At 60.1% G+C, this 22,376-nt stretch carries 13 protein-coding genes; all 13 read left to right on the top strand.

What is annotated here, in order from left to right:
* Positions 1–14 precede the first annotated feature (14 nt).
* The 13 genes from EXY20_RS18190 (at position 15) to EXY20_RS18250 (ending at position 22,331) form a co-directional block, all read left to right on the top strand.
* Complete coding sequence (locus EXY20_RS18190) at positions 15–914, top strand: ABC transporter permease (RefSeq protein ID WP_407944925.1); 900 nt, start codon at positions 15–17, stop codon at positions 912–914.
* A gap of 18 nt (positions 915–932) precedes the next feature.
* Entirely contained in the window at positions 933–1,814 is an 882-nt protein-coding gene (locus EXY20_RS18195) for a carbohydrate ABC transporter permease (protein WP_135553525.1), read from the top strand.
* Positions 1,811–3,826 (top strand): hypothetical protein, encoded by a 2,016-nt coding sequence (locus EXY20_RS18200; protein ID WP_135553526.1) that lies wholly within the window; start codon positions 1,811–1,813, stop codon positions 3,824–3,826. Before EXY20_RS18195 ends, EXY20_RS18200 begins: the two co-directional genes overlap by 4 nt.
* Positions 3,827–3,931: 105 nt before the next feature.
* Positions 3,932–11,509 carry a DUF4962 domain-containing protein gene (locus tag EXY20_RS18205; protein ID WP_167859339.1) on the top strand — a complete coding sequence of 2,526 codons (7,578 nt, stop codon included), beginning with the start codon at positions 3,932–3,934 and terminating at the stop codon, positions 11,507–11,509.
* Between the two features lie 21 nt (positions 11,510–11,530).
* Positions 11,531–12,556: an SGNH/GDSL hydrolase family protein gene (locus EXY20_RS18210; protein ID WP_135553528.1), complete on the top strand. Its 1,026-nt coding sequence runs from the start codon at positions 11,531–11,533 to the stop codon at positions 12,554–12,556.
* 5 nt (positions 12,557–12,561) lie between these two features.
* Complete coding sequence (locus tag EXY20_RS18215) at positions 12,562–13,512, top strand: carbon-nitrogen hydrolase family protein (RefSeq protein ID WP_167859340.1); 951 nt, start codon at positions 12,562–12,564, stop codon at positions 13,510–13,512.
* Between the two features lie 275 nt (positions 13,513–13,787).
* Complete coding sequence (locus tag EXY20_RS18220) at positions 13,788–14,756, top strand: ABC transporter permease (protein ID WP_407944926.1); 969 nt, start codon at positions 13,788–13,790, stop codon at positions 14,754–14,756.
* 27 nt (positions 14,757–14,783) lie between these two features.
* A complete protein-coding gene (locus EXY20_RS18225) occupies positions 14,784–15,665 on the top strand; it encodes a carbohydrate ABC transporter permease (RefSeq protein WP_135553530.1) in 882 nt (293 codons plus the stop codon).
* A 101-nt stretch (positions 15,666–15,766) separates the two neighbouring features.
* Positions 15,767–17,383, top strand: a complete 1,617-nt coding sequence (locus EXY20_RS18230; RefSeq protein ID WP_135553531.1) for a type 2 periplasmic-binding domain-containing protein — start codon at positions 15,767–15,769, stop codon at positions 17,381–17,383.
* Positions 17,384–17,457: 74 nt separating this feature from the next.
* Positions 17,458–18,234 carry an amidohydrolase family protein gene (locus tag EXY20_RS18235; RefSeq protein WP_167859341.1) on the top strand — a complete coding sequence of 259 codons (777 nt, stop codon included), beginning with the start codon at positions 17,458–17,460 and terminating at the stop codon, positions 18,232–18,234.
* Positions 18,231–19,037, top strand: a complete 807-nt coding sequence (locus tag EXY20_RS18240; RefSeq protein ID WP_135553533.1) for an amidohydrolase family protein — start codon at positions 18,231–18,233, stop codon at positions 19,035–19,037. The genes EXY20_RS18235 and EXY20_RS18240 overlap by 4 nt, the downstream gene beginning before the upstream one ends.
* 62 nt (positions 19,038–19,099) lie before the next feature.
* The gene (locus tag EXY20_RS18245; protein ID WP_135553534.1) at positions 19,100–20,389 is read left to right on the top strand and encodes a neutral/alkaline non-lysosomal ceramidase N-terminal domain-containing protein; all 1,290 of its coding nucleotides are present in this window, start codon (positions 19,100–19,102) and stop codon (positions 20,387–20,389) included.
* A gap of 28 nt (positions 20,390–20,417) precedes the next feature.
* Positions 20,418–22,331, top strand: coding sequence for a PQQ-binding-like beta-propeller repeat protein (locus tag EXY20_RS18250; RefSeq protein ID WP_167859342.1), 1,914 nt, complete (start codon positions 20,418–20,420; stop codon positions 22,329–22,331).
* The last annotated feature ends 45 nt before the right edge of the window (positions 22,332–22,376 follow it).

The raw sequence follows: 22,376 nt of genomic DNA on the forward strand, positions 1-22,376 counted from the left end.
AAAGGAGCGGGATCGTGGTCAACAAAAAAATAGCGCGCAATATCCCGCTGCACATCATGATGCTGCCGGCGTTCCTTCTGGTGCTCGTTTACTGCTATGTGCCGATGGTCGGCGTCGTTATTGCGTTCCAGAGGTTCTTGCCCGGTCGGGGGCTGTTCGGATCGAAATGGATCGGATGGGAAAACTTCCGGTATTTGCTCGATATGCCGGACATGATGCAAGTATTGTGGAACACGCTGTCGATCGCCACGATGAAGATCGTCGTCGGCGAAATCGTGCCGATCGTCGTTGCGCTGATGCTGAACGAGGTGCGGCAAATCTGGTTCAAGCGCACCGTGCAAACCTTGATCTACTTTCCGTATTTTCTGTCATGGGTCATTCTCGGCGGCGTATTGATCGACATTCTTTCGCCTTCGCACGGAATCGTCAATCAGATGCTCGGATGGTTCGGCATCGAGCCGATTTTTTTCCTCGGGAGCAATGCGTGGTTCCCTTCGACGATGGTCGTTTCGCACGTTTGGAAGGAATTCGGCTTCGCCACCGTCGTGTATTTGGCCGCTCTGACCAGCATCAATCCGTCATTGTACGAGGCGGCGGTCATCGACGGGGCGAACCGCTGGAAGCAAACGCTGCATATTACGCTTCCGGGCATGGTGCCGATCATTCTGCTGATGACGACGCTCAGTCTCGGCAATGTGCTGAACGTCGGATTCGATCAAATTTTCAATTTGTACAGCCCGTCCGTCTACCAGAGCGGCGACATTATCGATACGCTCGTGTTTCGGATCGGCTTGCAAAATGCGCAATACGGCGTTGCGACTGCAGTCGGCCTGTTTAAATCGGTCGTGTCGCTCTTGCTGATTTCCACGGCGTACGCGGTATCCTACCGGATGGCGAACCATCGTATCTTCTAGAGAAAGGGAGGCGTGCCGATGTTGCGGATCGTATCCGGAAGGAATGTTTCTGCCGTGATCAATTATGGGTTGCTGCTGCTTCTTGCCGTCAGCTGCATCCTGCCGCTCGTTTATGTGCTGGCGTTGTCGCTCAGCTCCAGCAGTGCGGCGTCCGCGGGCCTCATCAAGCTGTGGCCGGTCGATTTTACGCTGAAGGCGTACGATTTTATATTGGCGAAGCCGGCGTTCAGCCGTTCGATCGTGGTGTCGTTGGAGCGCGTCGCGCTCGGCACGGCGATCAATATGCTGCTGACGCTCGTCACCGCCTACCCGCTATCCAAGGAGGCGCGGTCGTTCAAGTCGCGGACTTGGTATGCGTGGTTCTTCGTGTTCACGATCCTGTTTAACGGCGGACTGATTCCGTGGTACATGACGATTCAGATGACGGGCATCAACGACACGATCTGGGCGCTTGTGCTGCCGGGCGCCGTGCCGGTGTTCAACGTCATTCTGCTGCTCAACTTCTACCGCAAGCTGCCGAAGGAGCTGGAGGAGTCGGCGTTTATCGACGGCGCCAGCCATTGGCGTACGCTGCTTGCGATTTACGTGCCGTTATCGCTGCCGGCGATGGCGACGGTCGCGCTGTTCACCATCGTACATCACTGGAATTCATGGTTTGACGGGCTGATTCTTATGAACCGGCAAGAGCATTATCCGCTCTCGACATACATCCAGACGATCATGACGCAAATCAACCTGACGACGCTCAATGAGCAGCAAATGAAGGAACTGGCCGACGTCTCGGATCGAACCGCAAAGGCGGCGCAGTTTTTTCTGGCGATGCTGCCGATTCTGCTCGTCTATCCGTTCCTGCAAAAGTATTTCATCACCGGCATCGTGATGGGGAGCGTGAAAGAATGACGGGGCGGACGCTAACGATTGAGCAGGCAGGTTACATATTGCGCGTAGTAGGGTTATTTGAAGACGACGCTGCCGGGTGGGAAGCGACGATGCGGTTTGCGGAAGCGGGGCATTTCGACGCCGTGATGCTCTTCAACACGCATGGCGAGATGCCGCCGCATCCGCCGCCGGGCGAAATTCGCCGCAGGGTGCCGCTGCTGGCCGCACGCCTCGCCGATATCCGCAGGCGAGGGTTGTCGCCGATGCTCAACTATTTTGTCACGCTTGGGCACGGGGCGGCCAAACCGGCGGCCGGAATGGCGCAGTTCCAGCCGATTGTCGACGGCTTCGGCAATATGCCTATGGGATGCGTTTGCCCGCTGGATGAAGCGTTCGGCGACTATTTGTCGGAAGCGTTTGGTCTGTACGCGGCAGCGGGGGCGGACAGCATCTGGATCGACGACGATTTTCGGCTGTATGGCCGCGACGGCGCCGAAACGCTGCAATGCTTCTGTCCGCTGCATCTGGGCCGGTTCGCCGTTCGAACGGGACGGTCGCTGTCGCGGGAAGAGCTTTACGCCGAACTGATGAGGACGGACCCGCCCGACCGGCAGCTGCGAAACGATTGGTTCGCGGTGCAAGGCGAATCGCTGCTCCGGCTGGCCGAACGGATCCGGGATGCGGTAACCGCCGTCAGTCCCGGCACGGGTCTTGGCATGATGGTCGTGCCGCCGCATTTCCAGGCTTTCAGCGGCCGGGACTTGAATGCGGAGCTTCGCGCCTTGCGGACGGCAGCGCAGCCCGAGCCGTGGTTGCGGACGGGAGGCGGCTTCTATAACGACGAACGACCGCTGGACTTGCTCGACAAAATCGTTGGAGCAATCGATCCGCTGCCTGCCATGGTGCAGGAGCCTGCGCTGTGGTGCGGCGAAATCGAAAACTATCCGTTTCCCGCCGGCTATAAGTCTGCACGGGTGCTGGAACTGGAAATGTATCTCAATACGATTTCCACGGGTGGGATGCTCACGTTCAGCATCCACGATGCCTACCTCGGGATGCACGATCCTTCGGGCAACGTGACGCCGATGCTGCGTGCCGTCAAGCCGTATTTGCGCGAAGTCGTCCGTGCGCGGCAAGGGAAAACGCGACGTGGCGCTTCCTTCCCTTACCGCAACGATCTGGTGCAGGTGCGCGAACTGACCCCTGCCGAATTCGGCTCGCGTTGGAACGTCAACTTGTCCCGGCTCGGCATCGCGCAAGCGCCGACAGACGCTTCACCGCTGCTGTTGGCCGGTACGACAGCCGATCTATACACGGATGAGGAGATTGGTCCGCTGCTGGAGCGGGGCGCAATATTGGATGCGGAAGCATACTGGATATTGCGGCAAAGGGGACTGCTGGCGGATTGTCCGATCGAAGTGAGGAAAGACGCCGATGTTCCCATCATCCAATCCGAACGCGTCGTTGCCGGGTTTGCGCCGGATTGGCTGCGCAACAAACGATTGGCGGTGCGTTGGCATGTCGGCTATTTGCCGGGATATTCGCTTTGGCCCATGCAAGGAGCGGCCGTCTGGTCGGACTTGCTCGATACGGAAGGAAACGTGCTGTCCGCTGGCGTCATCGTTGCCGACAAGCCTTGCCGGATGGCGGTCGTCCTGCATAACGGCGAACCGATGCGCGAGCTCGGACGGCAATGGCTGATGCAGATGGCGGTGAACGAGGTGGCGCAAGGGGCATGTCGGCCCGCAATGGTTGAAGGGGCATTGAACTATTATCCGGTTTGGTGGGAAGGTGAGAATGAAGCGTTGCTTGGGCTGAGCGACTTCGGTCTCGAAAGCTTCCGCGAGCTGTCGTTGTGGCTGCCTGCGGACAAAGCGGTGGCGGCGATCGAGCGGCTGGGCCGCGACGGCGTTTGGAAAACGGCCGATTATCGCGTTTCGGATCACCCCGCCTGCGGCTTTCGCGTGTTGCTGACGGGAGACAGCGTGCCGGCCCCGTTATCGTTCGAGACATTTCGACTGACATACGGCTGACTTGAAAAGGGGGGATGCGGGAGTTTGCGAAGACATGGCAATCATAGGCAGGCGGCATCACGATCTCTCTTCATGGCATCGATTATGAACAGGAGCTGATCAATGATGATGGGTTGGAAAGTGAAAAGGCAAGTGGCGGCGGTCGTTATCGTCGCTATATTGGCCGGCTTGTTCGGTGTGTCTCCGTTCGCCGGCCTCCCCCCGGCCCTGGCGGCGCCTGCTTGGCCGGCGGCGTCCTTAAAGGGGCTCAACATGCCGTTTGCCCCGGCGGACTCGCTCGTTACGTCGCAGAACCCGCCCGATTTCCATTGGCCGGCCATAGCGGGCGCGGACACGTACGATCTGCAAGTCAGCCGCAGCGCGTCGGTATCGACGGCAGTATATGAAAATCAGACATTGACGGTCAATTATTACAACTTCCCCCATGTTTTCGATGCCGGCACCTGGTACTGGCGCGTGCGTTATCATACCCCGGCTGACGGCTGGTCGGAATGGAGCGCGATCCGCAAATTCCGGATTGAGGAAACGAATGTTCCGTTCGTCGTCCCGCCGATCGGGCAAATCCGCAGCCAGATCAGTTCCTCGCATCCGCGTATATGGACGAACGCGGCGACGCTCGACGACTTCCGCCAGCTTTCGCAGACGGTGGGCCAATCGGTTTACGATCAGCGGCTGAAGGATGCTACGGACAGAGTCAACAGACACGAGTCACCGCCCCCCGAGCCGACCTTTCCTTCTCCGAAGCCAACGGGGGATGCCTTGACGAAGGCCCAGAGCGAGATCAGAGCCGCCGCTGAAAGTGCGGTAAATAAAATGATGGATGCTGCATTCGTCTATTTGCTGACGGGAACGCCTGCAATCGGGCAAGACGCCAAAGGGCGTTTGCTCAGTATCGCTTCCTGGGACCCTAACGGCGCTACGAGCTGGGATAATCAGGATCAGGTGCACCGTTACATTGCTTACAATTCGGCCATTGCCTACGACTGGCTTTACGACTTGCTGTCGCCCTCCGACAAACTGCAAGTACAGAACATGGTGAAAGCGCGAACAGTGAGAATCATGAACGCTTTCGCAACCTATCCGATTGAAAAAAGCCCCTACGATTCGCACGGCTGGACCGTGTTCGGGTATGTGGGCATCATTGCCACGGCGATGATGGGCGACATTCCCGAAGCGGCCGGATGGTTTGACAAGGTGGTGCCCGCATATATCAACATGCTCGCTCCGTGGGGCGGCGAGGACGGGGGGTGGTCGCAAGGAACCGGCTATTGGCAATGGTCGTCGTTTGCGAGCAAGGAGTTCACGGATGTGCTGCTGGCGGCAACCGGCTTTAATTTGTACGATAAGGCCTACTCCCGCAACGAATGGCTGTTTCCGCTTTATTCGTTCCCGCAAGGCACGCCGAAGGGGGTATTCGGCGACGATAATCAATACGCCCCCGGTCCTCCCAGCGTATCGGTGTATAACCGCCTGGCCCAGATGTACGGGGATCCGCGAATGAAATGGGCCGCCGAAGCGATCGGAACGGCTCCCCGAACCGACCTGCCGAATTACTTCTACGGGGATCAGACGCTCGCCTCGCGGCCGCCGATGGATTTGCCGAACGCGAAGTGGTTTCAGGATATCGGACTTGTCGCGATGCATTCCAGCCTGTACGATCCGGACCGGGTGTCGTTCTACATGAGGTCAAGCGGGTACGGCAGCTACAGTCATGCCCACGCGGATCAGAACAGCTTCATCGTCAACGCGTTCGGGGAATCGCTCGCGGTCGAAAGCGGTTTCGCCGAAGCCTACAACAGCGACCACCACTATAATTTTACGCGGCAAACGTTGGCCGCCAACGCCATTACGTATGATGGCAAACAAGGACAGCCGGTCGACAACATCGATGCCGATGGCCAAATCACCGGCTTCGTCACCCACCCGGACTTCGATGCGACAAGCGGCGATGCGGCTGCCGCCTATCCCGGGGTGTTGACGCAGGCGAATCGCAGTGTCATTTATGTGCGGCCGGATATATTTGTCGTCGTCGACCGGCTGCAGTCCGCCGACCCTGCCGGTCACGAATTCGAGTGGCGCCTTCATGCCGAGGACCAGCTGGAGCTCGACGGCGACGAAGCCGGCGCGACGATCGCGAAAGGCGGAGCGGCGTTACAAGTTCGGCTTCAGGCGCCTGGCGGTCTGCACGCGACGGTCGAAGACAAGTTTATCGGGCTCGACGGCGCCGAACATAAACCGGGAGGCGCGTTTGCAGGCGAACAGCAAGTACACGCGGCATTTATTGCCCCCAAGACGAACAAGGCGACCTTCGTCGCAACGATGGAAGCTTATCAATGGGAGACCGATTCTCCGCAAAATGTCGTCAAAGAGGACCATGGCACTTACATGAAGCTGACGTTTGCGGACGGCTCCGTCGTTTATGTCCGTTTGACCGACAGCGGGGAAGTCGATGCGGGCAACGTCCGGTTCGACGGCACCGCGGTGGCGTTGAAGGGCGATACGGTACTGCTCGTCGACGGGACGAAGGTCGTGAAGAGCGGCGTCACGGTCATCGACAGCAATGAACTGGCGACGGTCGTTGTTGGCGGCGACCAACTATCGATTTCGAGCAAGACGGATGCCCGGGTAGCTCTGGACGCACCCGGCATCGTGCGGCTGCGGGACGCGGACAGCGGCGCGGACTTTCCACAAGGCGGGGCGGTTGCGGCAGGCTTGGACGCGCGCGGCGTGCAGTGGGATACGGCCGGTAGCACCCTTACGGTCAATGTGCAGCAAGGGCAGCATGCGTTCAAGCTGAATAACGCGCCGATGCCGCAGCCGAAAGCCCCGCTTGCGCTGCAGACCGTCATCGACGGCGTGTACGGCTCGGTGACGCTGGCGGTTTACAGCGATACGGAAGGCGTCCCCGTCGCATGGGGCAAGCTGGACAACGACCCGGGACTGTACGAAGTCGCGGAAGCTCCCGCCGGTTTCACGTTTGAGCATTACGGCAAGCCGCGCTACGTGTATCTCGAAGCGGATGCGGCCGTCATCGTGCGGGGCGGAGGCGGAACGCTGGCGCTGAACAAGGTGGGCAGCGGCAGCCCAACCGCGGCGGATTTATGGGCCGATCCGGATGGGCGTAGAGACACCTTGTCCGTCGCCTGGACAGAAGCGGAGAACTACAAGGAGGCCGATGCGGGCATCACCAAATATACGACCCGGCCTTTCCTGTCGGGCGGCGCCGGTCTGGGCAACTGGAATTTGACCGGCCAGTCGGTCAAATGGAATGTGCAGGTCCCGAAAGCCGGCACCTACGATCTGGTGCTGAAGTATGTAGCGGGCTGGGATGTGCCGGCCGGCTCGCAAACGAGCAGGCTTGCGATGATCGGCGATCATGCGCTATCCTTCGAGGCGCCAACGACGATCGATTATGGGACGCTGCCGGCAAACTGGCGGGGGTTGCGGGTCGAGACGGGGCTGCAGCTGCCCGCGGGCTCCGTCGATATTCAGCTGTGGCATGCCGGCGGGGCGATGAATCTCGACTGGGTCGGTCTCATCGAGCGTAAAGACGATGAAGAGCCGCCCACAACGCCCGGCAGCGTGTCAGTTGTCTCGCAGACGGGTTCGTCGGCGACGCTTTCCTGGAGCGCTTCCGCCGACAATACCGGCATCAAGGAATACGACATTTACGTGGACGGCGTCAAAAAGCTGGCCGTACCGGGCGGCTCCTTGACCGGAACGGTGACTGGGCTTGGTATCGGAAAAACATATGCGCTAACGGTAAGAGCCGTAGATACGAGCGACAACCGTTCGCTGCCGAGCGGTAGCGTGCAGGTGACGATCGTCGATTCGACGCCGCCTGCATGGGGGGCGGCAGCTGCGCTTCAGCCCGATCAACTGTTCCCTTCGGTGGCGAGACTGAGATGGGGCGGTGCGGTTGACGATTCCGGCTCAATCGCCTCCTATGCGCTTTACCGCAAGGACGGCCCGGCACAGCCGTTTGTCCAGATGGCGACCGTATCCGGCACCACTTACGACTTCGTGAATTTGTCGCCCGGCGGCACGTATGAATTCAAGGTGGAGGCGCAGGATTCCTCGGGCAACGTTTCGACCGGAGGGCCGACCGTTGCGCTGACGCTGCCGACTGCCGCCGCCGGCGGCGATTTCTACGAAACGTTCGACGAATGGGCAACCGGCAACGTGGCTGCAGGCGGCGGCTGGACGCTGTCGCCGAACGATACGTCCGCCGTGCAAATCGTGCCGCTGCCAGACGGAAACGGCAAAGCGCTGCAGGCGACGGACAACGTATATGACGTGGGCAACGAATATTACGAAAGTCCGATTTTCATCCGTTCGACATCGCCGATGAGCGGCAAGATCGTCGCCGAGACCCGATTTATGGTCAAAACGGTCGAACCGTTCGACGTCGGGAGCTTCTACATCAGCATCATGGGGGAAGGGAAGGAAGCGGCGCGGTTCCTGCGTTTCTCCGACGGCACGTTCGGGTACTTCAAGCAGTCGGGCGGCGTGAACGAGGCCAAGCAAGTTCCGAAGGCCGGCTTCCAATTGCCGCGCGATACGTGGGTGACGCTCCGCTTCGATCTGGATACGAACGCGCAGACGTTCGATATCGCGATCCAGTCGGACGCCTTCAAAGGATATGCCGACACGGTGAACGCTCCAACCGAGCTGGATGCCGCAACGGGAACGTTCCGGGTCACGGGCCTGCCGTTTCTGAGCGGCGGCGCGGCCGTTTCGTCCATCAACCAGATCCAGGTGCGGCATAACCGGTATATGGGGCAATATTGGTACGATTACGCCGCCATGTACGAGGACACGATTCCGGGGCTTGTCCCGGGCAATCTCCAGCTCGATTCGAGGACGGATTCGTCGGCAACCGTCACCTGGACGGCGCCGGGGCCGGATGCGGATGTGAGCGAATATCGGGTTTATGTCGATGGCATACAAAAAGCGGCGGTTTCAGGCAACGAGTATTCCGCCACCGTGAGCGGCCTGACAATCGGGCATACGTACGCGGTGACAGTACGTGCCGTTAACCCGGACGGCTACCGCTCTGCGGAAAGTGCCGTTGTGTCCGTCGCAATGACGGACACAACCGCTCCCGTATGGGGACCGTCCGCGCAGCTCGGCCCCGAGCATTTGTTTCCCGATACGGCCCGGCTGACATGGAACAGCGCGACCGACAATTCCGGTTCGATTGCATCGTACGCGATTTATCGCCAAGACGGACCCGGTTTGCCGTATGCGATGGTCGCGGCGACGGCTGTCGGCACCACTTATGACCTAACGGGACTGCAACCCGGAGGGAGTTATGCCTTCAAGGTGGAGGCGATGGATGCAAACGGCAACGAATCCGGTGACGGTCCGATGGTTGCGATTGTCATGCCGACGGCCGCTACCGGCGGCGAATACTACGAATCGTTTGACGGCTGGACGACGGGGAGCGGACCGAGCGGCGCCAGTTGGGCGGTCTCGACCGGCATGGGCACTACCGTTCAGGCAGTGGCGCTTCCAGACAGCAACAGCAAGGCGTTGCAGGCGACGGACAGCTATTACGATCTGGCGAATGAATACTATGAAAGCCCCATCGTCAGGCGGTTGAACGCGCCGATCGGCGGGAGGGTGACGGTGGAAATCCGCTACATGTTCAAGCGGCTGCCGGGATACGACGTCAATGGGAATTACTTCTCCGTTATTGGCGGCGGGGCGACGGCGATCCGGTTTACCGGCTTCTCAGACGGCTCGTTCGGCTATTCGAAGACGGTTGGCGGCGTCGATACGTTCTTCAAAATCCCGAAAGCAAGCGGTATGGTTCTCCCGCCCGATACGTGGGTGACGCTGCGCTTCGACCTGGATATGTCCGCAAAAACATACACGATCGAGATGCAGTCGGATGCTTTTAAAGGGTATACCGGCGCAATGGACGCTCCCGGCACGATAGATCCGGTGCGCGGCGTATACCGGATCGCCGGTCTGCCGTTCCTGGCTGCCGCAGCGAACATATCGACGATAAGCGAGTTCTCGATGCGGCAAAACCGCTACAAAGGCGTCTATTGGTACGATTATATGACGATGTATAACTCGTCCCCTGCGCCGGCGGCAACGCTGGCGGTTCCGGCAACCGTGGACTCGGATGCGATGCTTGCGGCTGCCGTCGGGGCAGCCAATGTGACGGGTGCGGTGTACCAGGAGTTCGTCATGCAATACGACGCGGCCAAGTTCCGTTTCGATCATGCGGAGAGCGCCGACAGCGGTTTTGCGGTCACCGGCGTTACGAACGATGCGGCGAACGGGAGCGTGCAGATTGCGATGACCAACGCGTCGCCGCTTACCGGCAGCGCCGAGCTGCTGCGCGTTTATTATGAACCGCTCGCGGAATCGGGCAGCGGGACAATCGCCATCGTTGCGGCGAGCGTCGGCGAAACGGCGGCCGGTATGACCGCGCTGAACGGATTGCCGGCGCGGACGGTAACCGTTCGCGATACGACGCCGCCGACCGATGCGGTCTTCACCGCCAGTACGACCGCACCAACACAATCGGATGTCGAAGTCATGATTCAATATCCGGCCGATGCGGTTGCGCAGCAGGTCAAAATCGGCGTTAGCGGCGATTGGTCGGCCTATACGGGGCCCGTGACGATGACGGATAACGGCACCGTGTATGCCCGAAGTACGGATCTCGCGGGCAACCAGTCCGGCGTCACCGGGTACACGGTAAACAATATCGACCGGATTGCGCCGGTTACGGTCGTTGCCGTTTCACCGATCGAGCCGGACGGTCCGGACGGCACCTATGTGAACCCGGTCACGATCGTATTGAACGGCACCGACACCTTGTCGGGCGTGGCGAGCACCGTATACAGCCTCGATAACGGGACGACGTGGCAGCCGTATACGACCCCCTTGACTTTCGATGCAGAAGGGAACTACGTGCTGCGCTACCGTTCGACGGATCGGGCGGGCAACGTCGAGACCGTACATTCACTGCAATTTGAGCTGGCTGTGTCGGCGGTCAAGGTGGAGCTGCTCGACAGCAGCGGCCATCCGCTCAGCGGGGCCGCGGTTTCCTACTACGACGGGGGATGGAACGATTTTGGCATCACCGATGCGCTCGGCACGGCAACCCGGTCGCTGCCGGAGAAATCCTATACGTTCCGCATCACGTACGAAGGCACATACATGCAGAAGATGCAGCATACCGGCACCGATGCCACGGTGAGGTTTCAGACGGTTCGGGTGAAGGTGCGTTTGACGGATAGCGAGGGCGGGATGCTGGATGGCGGCACGGCCAGCTATTACGCGGGCATTTGGCGCACGATCGGTGAAATGGCCGGCGGGGAAACGAGCAAAGAACTGTTGCCTGGCGCTTACACCTTCGCCGTTGCTTATGAAGGAACGGTTGCCCGGAAGGTGCAAAATACGGGAGCGGATGCCACGGTCAACTTTCAGACGATTCCGGTCGTTGTGCAATTGTCGGATGGCGCAGGCAATCCGCTCGATGGCGGCGAAGCCAGCTACTATGCGGCCCGCTGGATAACGATCGGCAGCACGATCGGCGGCGAGACCGGCAAACAATTGCTGTCGGGGTCCTATACGTTCAGGATGAATTACGGCGGTACGGTCAGCACGCGCGTCGTCGATACAGCCGTCACGCCGACGATTGTTTTTCAGCAATTTTGACAAGAGAGGAGTTCGGCCGGGATGAAGCTTGAGAAGGGCAAACAGAACGCGGAAGCATTCGTGTTCGTCCGGGAGGACTGGATGCCGCTGCGTTATCGCCCTCTGCCGGATGGACGTATCGAGGTCGACAGCCATGCGGATCGCCGGCGTGCGGAGAGGATGGTTTACGAGGAAGGAATCGACTTTGAAGCGGACATCGCGGGCGGGCGGATTCGCCGTACGCCCGGCAGCCGGATTCCCGATTGGTCGCGCCATCCTTTGTATGGCATACCGCATTTTGACCATGCATTATTTGCGAATTGCGGCAACAAGGACTTCACGGTATATGCCAGCTACCGCTGCAGCCGGAATGAGCGTGAGGAGCGCCTGAGCAGCGGCGGCGAAATCGACGGGGGCGTTTTGGCGCGTTGGACAGCGAAGCTGCAGGCGGGCGAGGAGACGCTATACGTCGTTTACGGCGACAGCATCAGCGCCGGCGGCGACGCCAGCGCGCCTGGATTCGCATATGGCGATCAATTCTTATGCGGCGTCCGCGAGCGGTATCCGGGAAGCCGGACTCGACTGGTCAACAAAGCGAAAGGCGGCGAAACGAGCGTCGGCGGAAAAGAGCGGATCGATCGGGAGGTCATATCCCTTCGGCCCGATCTCGTCTCCATCGGGTACGGCATGAACGATCAGAATTTGTATGAGCATGGCGTTGACGTGCCGCCGCCGGCTTTCGAGAGCAACTTCCGGTATATGATCGAAGCGGTGCTGAAGGTGGAAGGTTGCGCGCTTGCGCTCGTCACTCCTTGTTCGCCGAATCCGCTGTGGCGGTATGCGAGTGGGCGAATGTCGGAATACGCCGAAGTCATCCGCCGTTTGGGCACCGAATACGGCGTCGCCGTCGCCGACGTTCATGCGGCCTGGGAGCGTGAGCTTGCTGCCGGCAAAACGCCGGAATGCTTGTTGCTCAACAATATCAATCATCCGAACGATTACGGACATCTGCTGTACGCCAAGGCGCTGATTGCGCTGCTGCCGGACGATGGAGAAGGAGGAGAATAACGCGAATGGCCAACTATGTCAAAATCAGCTGCATCGGACCGCACCCTTACGTCATGGACGGTGCAATCCCGAACGAGCAGGCTGTTGAACTGATGATCGCCAACTGGCGAAACCAGCTGGAGCAGGTACTGCCCGACCGTCCGGATCTGATCGTACTGCCGGAAGTATTCGACAGGCCGTTCATGCGGGGTTATCCGCACGAACGCATATTCGATTATTACCGATACCGGAAGCACCGGTTGCGCGACTTTTTGGCGGAGACGGCACGCGACAATAATTGCTACATTACTTATCCGACTCACCTGGAGATGGCGGACGGCAGTTGGCGCAACGGCGTGCAGCTGATCGGCCGCCGCGGAGATATTGTCGGGGGATACCACAAGAATCATATCGTCCCGGCGGAATACGACCGCAACGGGGTTTTGTACGGCAAGGATGCCGATCTTGTCGCTTGCGATTTTGGCACGGTTGCCTTTGCGATCTGCTTCGATCTGAATTTCGAAGCGCTGCGTCTGCAATACGAGAGCCTCAAGCCCGATCTGATCGTGTTTCCATCCATGTATCACGGGAGCTTCATGCAGCGCTACTGGGCGTATTCTTGCCGGTCGTATTTTGCCGGAGCCGTGGCAGGGCTGCCCTGCACCGTGCTCAATCCGGTAGGCGAAGTCGTCGCATCGAGCTCGCCCCAATTTCCGTTCGTTACGACGACCATCAATCTTGACCGCGCCGTACTGCACATCGACGAGAACCAATTGCGGTTTGGTGAAATGAAGCGCAAATACGGGGACCGGCTGATCATCCGCGACCCCGGTTATTTGAACGCCGTTCTGCTGACGAGCGAATCCGACTCATTTACGGTGGACGATGTCATAGCGGAATTCGGACTGGAGACGGTGGACGGCTATTTCAATCGCTGTTTGACCCATCGTGCGGTAGAGGGGCACGTGGAGAAGTAGGGCGTCAAAGCACCCGTTTTGGAGGCAAATCCATTCATCAGCCCCCCGATTGCATGTTTAGTTGGGCGGCGACGCACGCGACCTATTGGTAGCGTGCGTTTTCTTTTTCACCGCAACGTGGTCTATTATCGAAGAACCTCTCAAAAAAACAAATTGACAAGGCAAAGGCGTTCGCCTACAATAAACTTGTATTTAAAAATAGATACAAGATATAAAACGGTCATAAGTAAGTGATGAGATGTGGTCGAATGACTGGAAACAGAGGGGGAACACGGATGAATCGCCAGTCGAATCCAGGCGGAATGCCGGTGCGGGGGGAGAACAGCTTGTCACTGACCCAGCTGTTCCGTTCGCGCATCTGGAGCAAGCGGTACGCTTACCTGCTCATTTTGCCCGGATTGCTTTACTTTATCGTCTACAAGTATGTGCCGATGCTCGGCACGATTATCGCCTTTCAGGATTTCAGTCCGTTCCTCGGCTTTGCGGACAGTCCGTGGGTCGGGCTCAAGCACATCCGCACGCTGTTCGCCGAACCCGAGGTGATCCGGGTGCTGTGGAACACGCTGTCGCTTTCTTTTCTCCAGATCCTGTTCGCTTTTCCCGCCCCGATCATACTCGCGCTGATGATGAACGAAATCAAGACGGAATGGTTCAAACGGATTGTGCAATCGGTCGTTTATTTGCCGCATTTCCTCTCCTGGGTTGTCGTCGTGAGCATTTTCGTCATTTTCCTGCGCAGCGAAGGCATCGTCAACGGGCTGCTGCGGGAAGTGTTCGGGCTGGACCAGCCGATCGCTTTCCTGAACACGCCGTCCTACTTTCAGCCGCTCATCGTGCTGCAGGTGATCTGGAAGGAAGTCGGCTGGGGCACGATCATTTTTCTGGCAGCGCTTGCAGGCGTCGATCCGTCACTCTACGAAGCGTCGGTCATGGACGGCGCAAGCCGCATGCGGCGCATCTGGCACATCACGCTGCCGGCGATTCGCGGCACGATCGTCATCCTGCTCGTCCTTCGGCTCGGCCATGTGCTGGACTCCGGCTTCGAGCAAGTGTTCCTGATGCTCAACCCGTACGTCGACAAGGTCGGCAACGTGCTCGATACGTACGCTTATTTTAAGGGCATCATCAACGGTAATTACAGCCTGGCGACGGCGGTCGGCCTGTTTAAAGGCGTCGTCGGCTTCGTGCTGGTGGTTGGCGTCAACTGGTTGGTCAAACGGTCAGGCGAAGACGGCGTTTATTAAGACCAACAAAAGGGGGAAACACACGCGATGAACCACGCCACGCCGCTCGAAAAATTCGTCATGACCGTCAACTACATCGTGCTCGCGCTGATCGCCGCCATGATGCTGCTGCCGTTCCTCTACTTGTTCTCCGTGTCGTTTTCGACGCTGGAAGACTTTTTGCGCACGGACCTGCTGCTTTGGCCAAAACGGTGGGTGACGTACGCTTACGAATACATTTTACAATCCGATTCGTTCCTGCGTTCGCTCTGGGTGACAACGAAGCTCACCGTTACGGGCACGCTGATCAACCTCGCGTTTACGGCGACGATGGCGTTCGGCCTGACCCGCAGGGCGCTCGGGCAACGGACGCTGCTGCTGCTGGTGCTGTTCTCGACGCTGTTCTCGCCGGGGCTGATCCCGAACTACATTATCGTCAAAGAAACCGGGCTGCTCGACTCGACGTGGTCGCTCATATTGCCGGGCCTGATCAGTCCGTTCATCCTGATCGTCCTGCGCACGTTTTTCCTGAACATCCCGTCCGAGCTCGACGAGGCGGCGCGCATCGACGGCGCGAACGATCTGCATATTTTCGCCCGGCTCATCCTGCCGCTGTCGAAGCCGGCTCTGGCGGCGTTCAGCCTGTACTACGCCGTCGGCTACTGGAACGGGTATTTTACAGCCATCCTCTACATCAACAATCCGGCCAAACAGCCGATCCAGGTCATTTTGCGCCAAATTGTCATCCAGAGCGATCCGACAAGCGTGTTCGGCGGTTTCGCCACCCAGATGTTTCTCGAGCATTCCCCGCCGCCGCAAACGGTGCAGATGGCCGCCATTCTGCTCGCGACGCTGCCGATTCTGATCGTGTACCCGTTCCTGCAGAAACATTTCGTCAAAGGCGTCATGCTCGGTTCGATCAAAGGTTGACAGGGGCGGTTCACCACATGAAGGAGGGGATGCCGGGGAAAAGCGCAAACCAGACGCACGGTTGACGGGAAGCATTTGACTACATTCCAGGAGGGGTTCGCATGAAATGGAAACGTTATGCAGCAGCAACATTGGGCCTGTCGCTCGCCGTTACGGCGGCGGCGTGCTCATCCTCGCCCGGCAAGAGCAACGAAGGCGCCAAAGCGTCGACGCAGCCGTCGGCAAGCGCCAAAGCGACGGAGTCGGCGAAGCCGGCGGAGAATAAAAAATTTACGATTTCCGCGCTGTTTTACAACTTCGGCGCCGTATCGCCGACGGACGGTCCCGGGCTGGCCGAGTTTAACAAGAAGTTTAACGTCGACCTGAAAGTGACCAATGTGCTCAACACATCGTTCGAGGAAAAAATGACGGCCATGTTCGCGTCGGGCGACATTCCGGACGCTACGACGCTGAATACGACGATGCTGAACGGCCGTTACGCCCAGCTCGCCAGACAGGGAGCGCTGCTGCCGCTCGACGACTACATCGCCAAATACCCGTCGCTCAAGATCGTGCCGAGCCAGGTGTGGGACGCGCTCAAGGTGGACGGCAAAATTTACGGCATTCCTTCCTATTATCCGAAATTCGGCTTGACGCCGATGATCCGCCAGGACTGGCTGGACGCGCTTGGGCTGAAAATGCCGACCAACTACCAGGAGCTCAAGCAGGTCGCGCTGGCGTTTACGAAAAACGATCCGGACAAAAACGGCAAAAACGACACATACGGCCTCGCCATGAGCCAGAACATCAACCCGGACTTCAACATGGGAGCGTATTGGGACGCCAACGCCTGGTACCACAAAAACAAGGACGGCCAGTTCATTCCCGGCATCATCGGCCCGGGGCGCAAAGAGTTGATCTCGATGTTCGCCGACTTGTACAAGGAAGGCGCGATGACCCGCGATTTTGCGGTGATGACGTGGCCGGACGTGAACAAGGAGTTTTATTCGGGCAAGGCCGGCATTTTCATCGGCACGCCGCGCGGCATGGGCCAGGCGAACATGGAAGGGCTGTATAAGCTGTACCCGAACGCCAAGCTGACGCCGATTCCGCCGTTTGCCGACCCGAACGGCAACACGGGTTTTACGGCAGGGATCAATTTCAACGCGATGACGGTGCTGTCGGCCAAGCTGGCGAAGGAGCCGGACAAATTGCAGCGCGTGCTGGAAATATCCGATTTCTCGCGCAAATTTTATCCGTATGACCAACGCAACCCGAACAACGCCGACTTCGACTTCTGGAACGGCAAAAACACGCAAGGCTACGACATGGTCGACGGCAATGTGGTGCGCAAGGCCGACGCTGCGGCGAAAGGGCTGGGGCCGTGGAATTACTGGTTCGACGTCAACTGGCCGGCGAACGACACCGACATCGATTATCGCAAGGACTACTCGTTCAAGCCGCTGGTCGACCTGACCGACACGTACATGAAGCTGATTCCGACGTGGAAATATTATGTCAACCCGTCCTACACGGCTTATTCCAAAACGAATTCGGAAAAAGGCGCCGAGCTGACCAAGTTCCTGATGGACGAACAGACCAAAATGATTGCCGGCAACACGTCGGTCGCGGACTGGGACAAAATGGTGACGGAATATATGAACAAAGGCGGCACGCAAGTCATTAAAGAAATGAACGAAGGCATCAAAATCAAGGACCCGAAAGAGAACTACAAGTAACAGAGGTAGCGGGGCAGGGCGGCGCGCGCCGCTCTTCCCGCATCCGCGGGCAGGCGGATATGGAGGACAACGGGATGATTATCGACAGCCATCTGCATTTGTTTTTTTCCGCGGAACAGGCGTGGCGGCCGCAGGCGGAGAAGCTGCTGCGCGACATGGAGCGGGCGGGAATCGGGCAAACGTGCCTGATGCCGAACCCGCAGTTCGACGGCTGCATCTACCCGAGCCGGGAAGCGCTGCTGTTTCAGGCGGAGACGCTGGCGGCGGCAGCGGCGGCTTATCCGGGCCGCTTCTTGCCGCTGCTGTTCGTATGCCCGATGCAGCCGCACGCGTTTACGCTGGAGCTGATCGAACGCTACGTGACGAATGGACCGCTCGTCGGCATCAAGTTTCATATTTCGCTGCCGGCGGACGACGAACGATACGAACCGATCTACGACTATTTGGAGCGGCACGACATTCCGCTTCTGTTCCATAGCTGGTACAAAACGACGATGCGCGCCACGTTCGAATCGTCGCCGGCGCAAATCGCCGCCATGGCGGCGCGGCACCCGAAGCTGCGCGTGCTGATGGCGCACCTGACCGGAGCGAAGCTGCGCGGCATCGCCGACATCAAGCCGTATCCGAACGTGCTGCTGGATACGTCGGGCTCGCAGCCGGAGGAAGGCTACTTGCAGCGGGCGATCGAAGAATTGGGAGCGGAGCGCGTGCTTTACGGCTCGGATTACCCGATTCGTTCGTTTGCCACGCAGCTCGCGCGCATCGACTCGGCGGATCTGACACCCGGGCAGCGGGAGCTTGTGCTTTATCGGAACGCGCGGCAATTTTTTCGCAAGGGGGCGATCGGATGAATCCGGGTTCCACTTCGCTTGACCAGCCTTCGCCGGAGACCGCCGGCCTGATCGACGTTTCCGCGTGGACGGGCAATTGGCCGTTTACGAAGCTGCGCTACGGCGGTTTGCCGGAGCTGAAGGTCAAGCTGCAATCGCTGCAGGTGGCGCGGGCTTTCGTGGCGCCGATCGAAGCGATTCTCGAGCAGGACCCGTCGCGCGCGAACAAGGAGCTGCTTGCGGCAACGGACGACCCGTTCTGGTCGCCGGTGCCGGTCATCGATCTTTCCTACGCCAATTGGCAGGAAACGTTTGCGTACGCGGCGAATGACAGCAGGGTCAAGATGGTCAAGCTGCTGCCAAACTACCATATGTACGAGCTGAGCGAAAGCAAGCTGCAGCCGCTCGTTGCGCTCGCCCGGCAGCGAAGCCTGGTCATTTCGATCCAGATTCGCGTCGAGGACGTGCGCGGGCAATATCCGCTAATGAAAGTCGCGGACGTCGACGTGCTGCAGGCGGCCAACATCGCCCTGCGTTTTCCCGAACAGCCGTTTCTGCTCGGCAACCTGCATGCGGCCGAGCTGCGCGAAGCGCTGCGGGCGGCGGACAATGTGTATGCCGATCTGGCCAGCCTCGAGCAAGTCGACATCGTCAAGGAAGTGGAAGAACGGTATCCGGCAGAGCGGGTGCTGTTCGCCACGCACAGCCCGTTTTATTTTCCGGAAGCGGCGGTTTACAAGCTGCGGCTGACGGAAGCCGGGCCGGACACCGTCCGCGCCATCGGCAGCGCCAATGCAAGGCGCTTGTTCGAACCGCCCGCGTAAAAGCGGTCAACGACGCGCCTCATCGCGAGGAGGGAATTCCCATCAGCGGGACCCATGCAGTCTTGTACGCTGGTACGGCCAAAATGGATATCACGCCGGACGGGCCGATTCATCTGATTCCGACCGCCCCGGCTCCGCGCTTGAGCGTCGGCATCGCCCGCCGCCTGTTCGCCAGAATCGCCGCGTTCCGCCAAAGCGGCCGGAACGCGGTATTCGTGTCGGCCGACAGCCTGTTCATTCCGCATAACCGCATCGAAGGGCTGAAGCGCCGCATTACCGAAGCCTGGGGCATCGGCGGCGACGACGTGTTCGTCCAGGCGACGCATACGCATTCGGCGCCGTTCCCCGCAGCCGGCTATTACGCCGCCGTATACGACAGCTCGCTGGACGCCGAATACGACGCCTACTTCCGACAGGCGGAGGAGGCGGTGTTCGCCGGCGTCGCTTCGGCGCTGGCCGGGCTGGAGCCGGTTACCGTCTGGCGGGGCGAGGGCAAGTGCGAATTTTCGTCGTATCGGCGCAAGGAAGTTGATGGACAATGGGCAATGGCGCCGGACGACGGCGGGCCGAAGGATCCTGAACTGACCGTTGTGCGTTTCCGCCGGGAAGACGGCTCGGACAAGGCGCTGTTCGTCCATTTTGCCTGCCATCCGACGGTAACGTACGAGGATCTTCTGTCGCCCGACTATCCCGGCACGGCGATGGAGCAATTGGAGCGGTTGGAGCAGCCGCAAGACGGCGGCGTTGTCGCCCTGTTCCTGCAAGGCTGCTGCGGCGATGTGCGTCCCGGGCTGATTCGGGACGGCAAGTATTATTCCGGCACGGACGTCGACGTGCGGCGGCTGGCCGGCCAGCTCGCGGACGAAACGCGGGCCGTGCTGGCGCGCCCGATGCGGGAGCTGGCGACAACCGGCATCGAGTGCCGCCGGCTGGCGATCGGGCTGCCGTTCCGCGAGGTGCCGACGGCGGCCGAGCTGGAAGCATGGCGCGACGATCCGGGGCTGCTCGGCATGCGCAGCCGCAAGCTGCTGGCATACCCGCAGTTTCTCAAGCCGCAGGAAACGCTGCGCATCGGTTATCTGGAGCTGGCCGAAGGGTTGGCGATGGTCGGCATGAGCGGGGAGATGGTCGTCGCTTACGGCTGCCGCGTCAAAGCGGCCGGCGGCGAACGAATGCTGGCGCTTGGCCTGACCGACGGCAACGCCGGCTACGTGCCGACCGCGCGGCAGCTGGCGGAGGGCGGCTATGAGGCGCACGACTTTTTTTACCGGCACGGGTTTCCGTCGCCGTACGATCCGGTCGTCGAAGCGAGAGTGACGGCGGCAATCGATGCTTTGGTCGGATCGCGATAACGATAGCAAGACAAAAGGAGAATCCGTCATGACAATCCAGTCGCTGGGCCACGCGGTGCACATCGTCAGCATCGTGGCGGCGGCCTATGATCCGGGAGAGGACGGCAATCCCCGGATTTATGCCGTTACCTGCGGGAAGACGGCAACGCTGCACGTCATCGACGTGTACGGCGCCCGCTCCGAGCGGAGCTATGAGCTGGAAGGCTCGACGCACTGCTGGGGCGTCGTCCGGCAAACGGACGGCACGATTTACATGAGCAGCGCGCAAGGATATTTGTACCGGCTGCGGCCGGGGGCGGAACAGGCCGAAAATCTCGGCCAGGCCGTGCCGGGCGAAAGTTTCCTCTGGCAAATCGCCGAAGGCGAAGACGGCAACATCTACGGCGGCACGTACCCGGGCGGCAAGCTGTTCCGCTACGAGCCGGCGAATGCGACGTTCCGCGATTACGGGCAGATGGTTCCGGGCGAACAATACGCACGCTGTCTGGCTGTGGACGGCGGTACCGTGTATGTCGGCATCGGCACGGTGAAAGGGCATCTGGCGGCGGTCGACGCCGCAACGGGAGAGAAGCGGCTCATTCCGCTGCCGCCCGGAGCCGAAGACGAGCAGCTCGTTTACGACGTTACGGTGCGCGGCAGCTTCCTGTTCGCGCGGATGTCGGTCAAAGGCACGCTGCACGTCCGCGACTTGCGGACAGAATCGTGGATCGATCGTGTCGACAATTGCCTCGGCTGGGACGTTTCGTTGCCGCATCCGGAGAGCGGCGAGGTTTATTTCATCAAGGACGGATTGCTGCATGCCTATGATGCGCAGGCGCGCCGGCTGTCGGCAACCGGCCTCGCTTGCGAGCAGGCGATGCGCGACAGCGTCTGGATCCGTTGGCGCGACCAGATGACGTATCCGGGCTGGAGCCTGATCAGCGTCGTGGGAGATGGCGGCTGCTGGCTTTACAATCCCGCCACGGGAGCCGGTGCGGCATTCGACACCGATGTTCCGGGCCAGCCGAACAAAATCCAAAGCCTGGCCGTCGACGCGGCGGACCGGGTTTATGCCGGCGGTTTTTTCCACGGCGGCGTATCCGTGTACGATCCGCATACGGAGCGGATTACGGAGTTCGGTACGGTCGGCCAACCGGAGGGGCTGCTGGCGGTTGATGACCGGTTGTATATGGGCATCTATACGCATGCCGTCATTTACCGGTTCGACCCGATGCTGCCCTGGGAGAAGGGCGTGAACCCGCAGCGGCTGTTTTCGCTTTACGAGCACGGGCAAGACCGCCCGTTTGCGCTGGTGCCGGCAGGAGGCTCCCGGATTGCGATCGGCACCGTGCCGTTCTACGGGCAGCATGGCGGCACGCTGACGATCTACGACGCGAAGGCGGATCGGTACGACGTGCACCGGCATGTCGTCCGCGATCAAAGCGTCGTCTGTTTGGCTCATGCAGACGGCTTCGTTTACGGCGGCACGTCCATTCACGGCGGACTCGGCACAACCCCGCTGGCGGACGAAGGCAAGTTGTTCGTCTGGGACGTCGCCCGGGGCGAGAAGCAGTGGGAGGGCGTGCCCATTCCCGGAGAGCCGGCCGTATTCGCGCTGGCGGTCGATCGCGACGGGGCGGTTTGGGGAGCGACCGCCTCTGCGCTGTTCCGCTTCGATCCGCGCACCCGGCAGGTAGACCGGCGCGAATCGCTGGAGGCGATCGTTGCTCCGGAGATGCGTACGGGGTGGCACGGCTGGCACGGCGGCTATTTGGCTTGCCGCCCGGACGGCAGTCTTGTCGGCGACGTCAGGGGAACGCTGTTCCGCTACGAGCCGGCTGCGGGCGCGCTGACCGTCCTGGCCGAAGGAGTCGGCCGCAGCGTATGCGACAGCGGCGGGAGGCTCTATTTTACCCGGGATACGGAGCTGTTCGTCTTGTCTTCCGGCACGGCAAGCGTCTGACAGACGAAACGAGCCGCCGCCCTTCCGTTCGGGAAGAGCCGGCGG

Source organism: Paenibacillus cymbidii (genome assembly GCF_004764705.1).
Lineage (GTDB): Bacteria > Bacillota > Bacilli > Paenibacillales > NBRC-103111 > Paenibacillus_AN > Paenibacillus_AN cymbidii.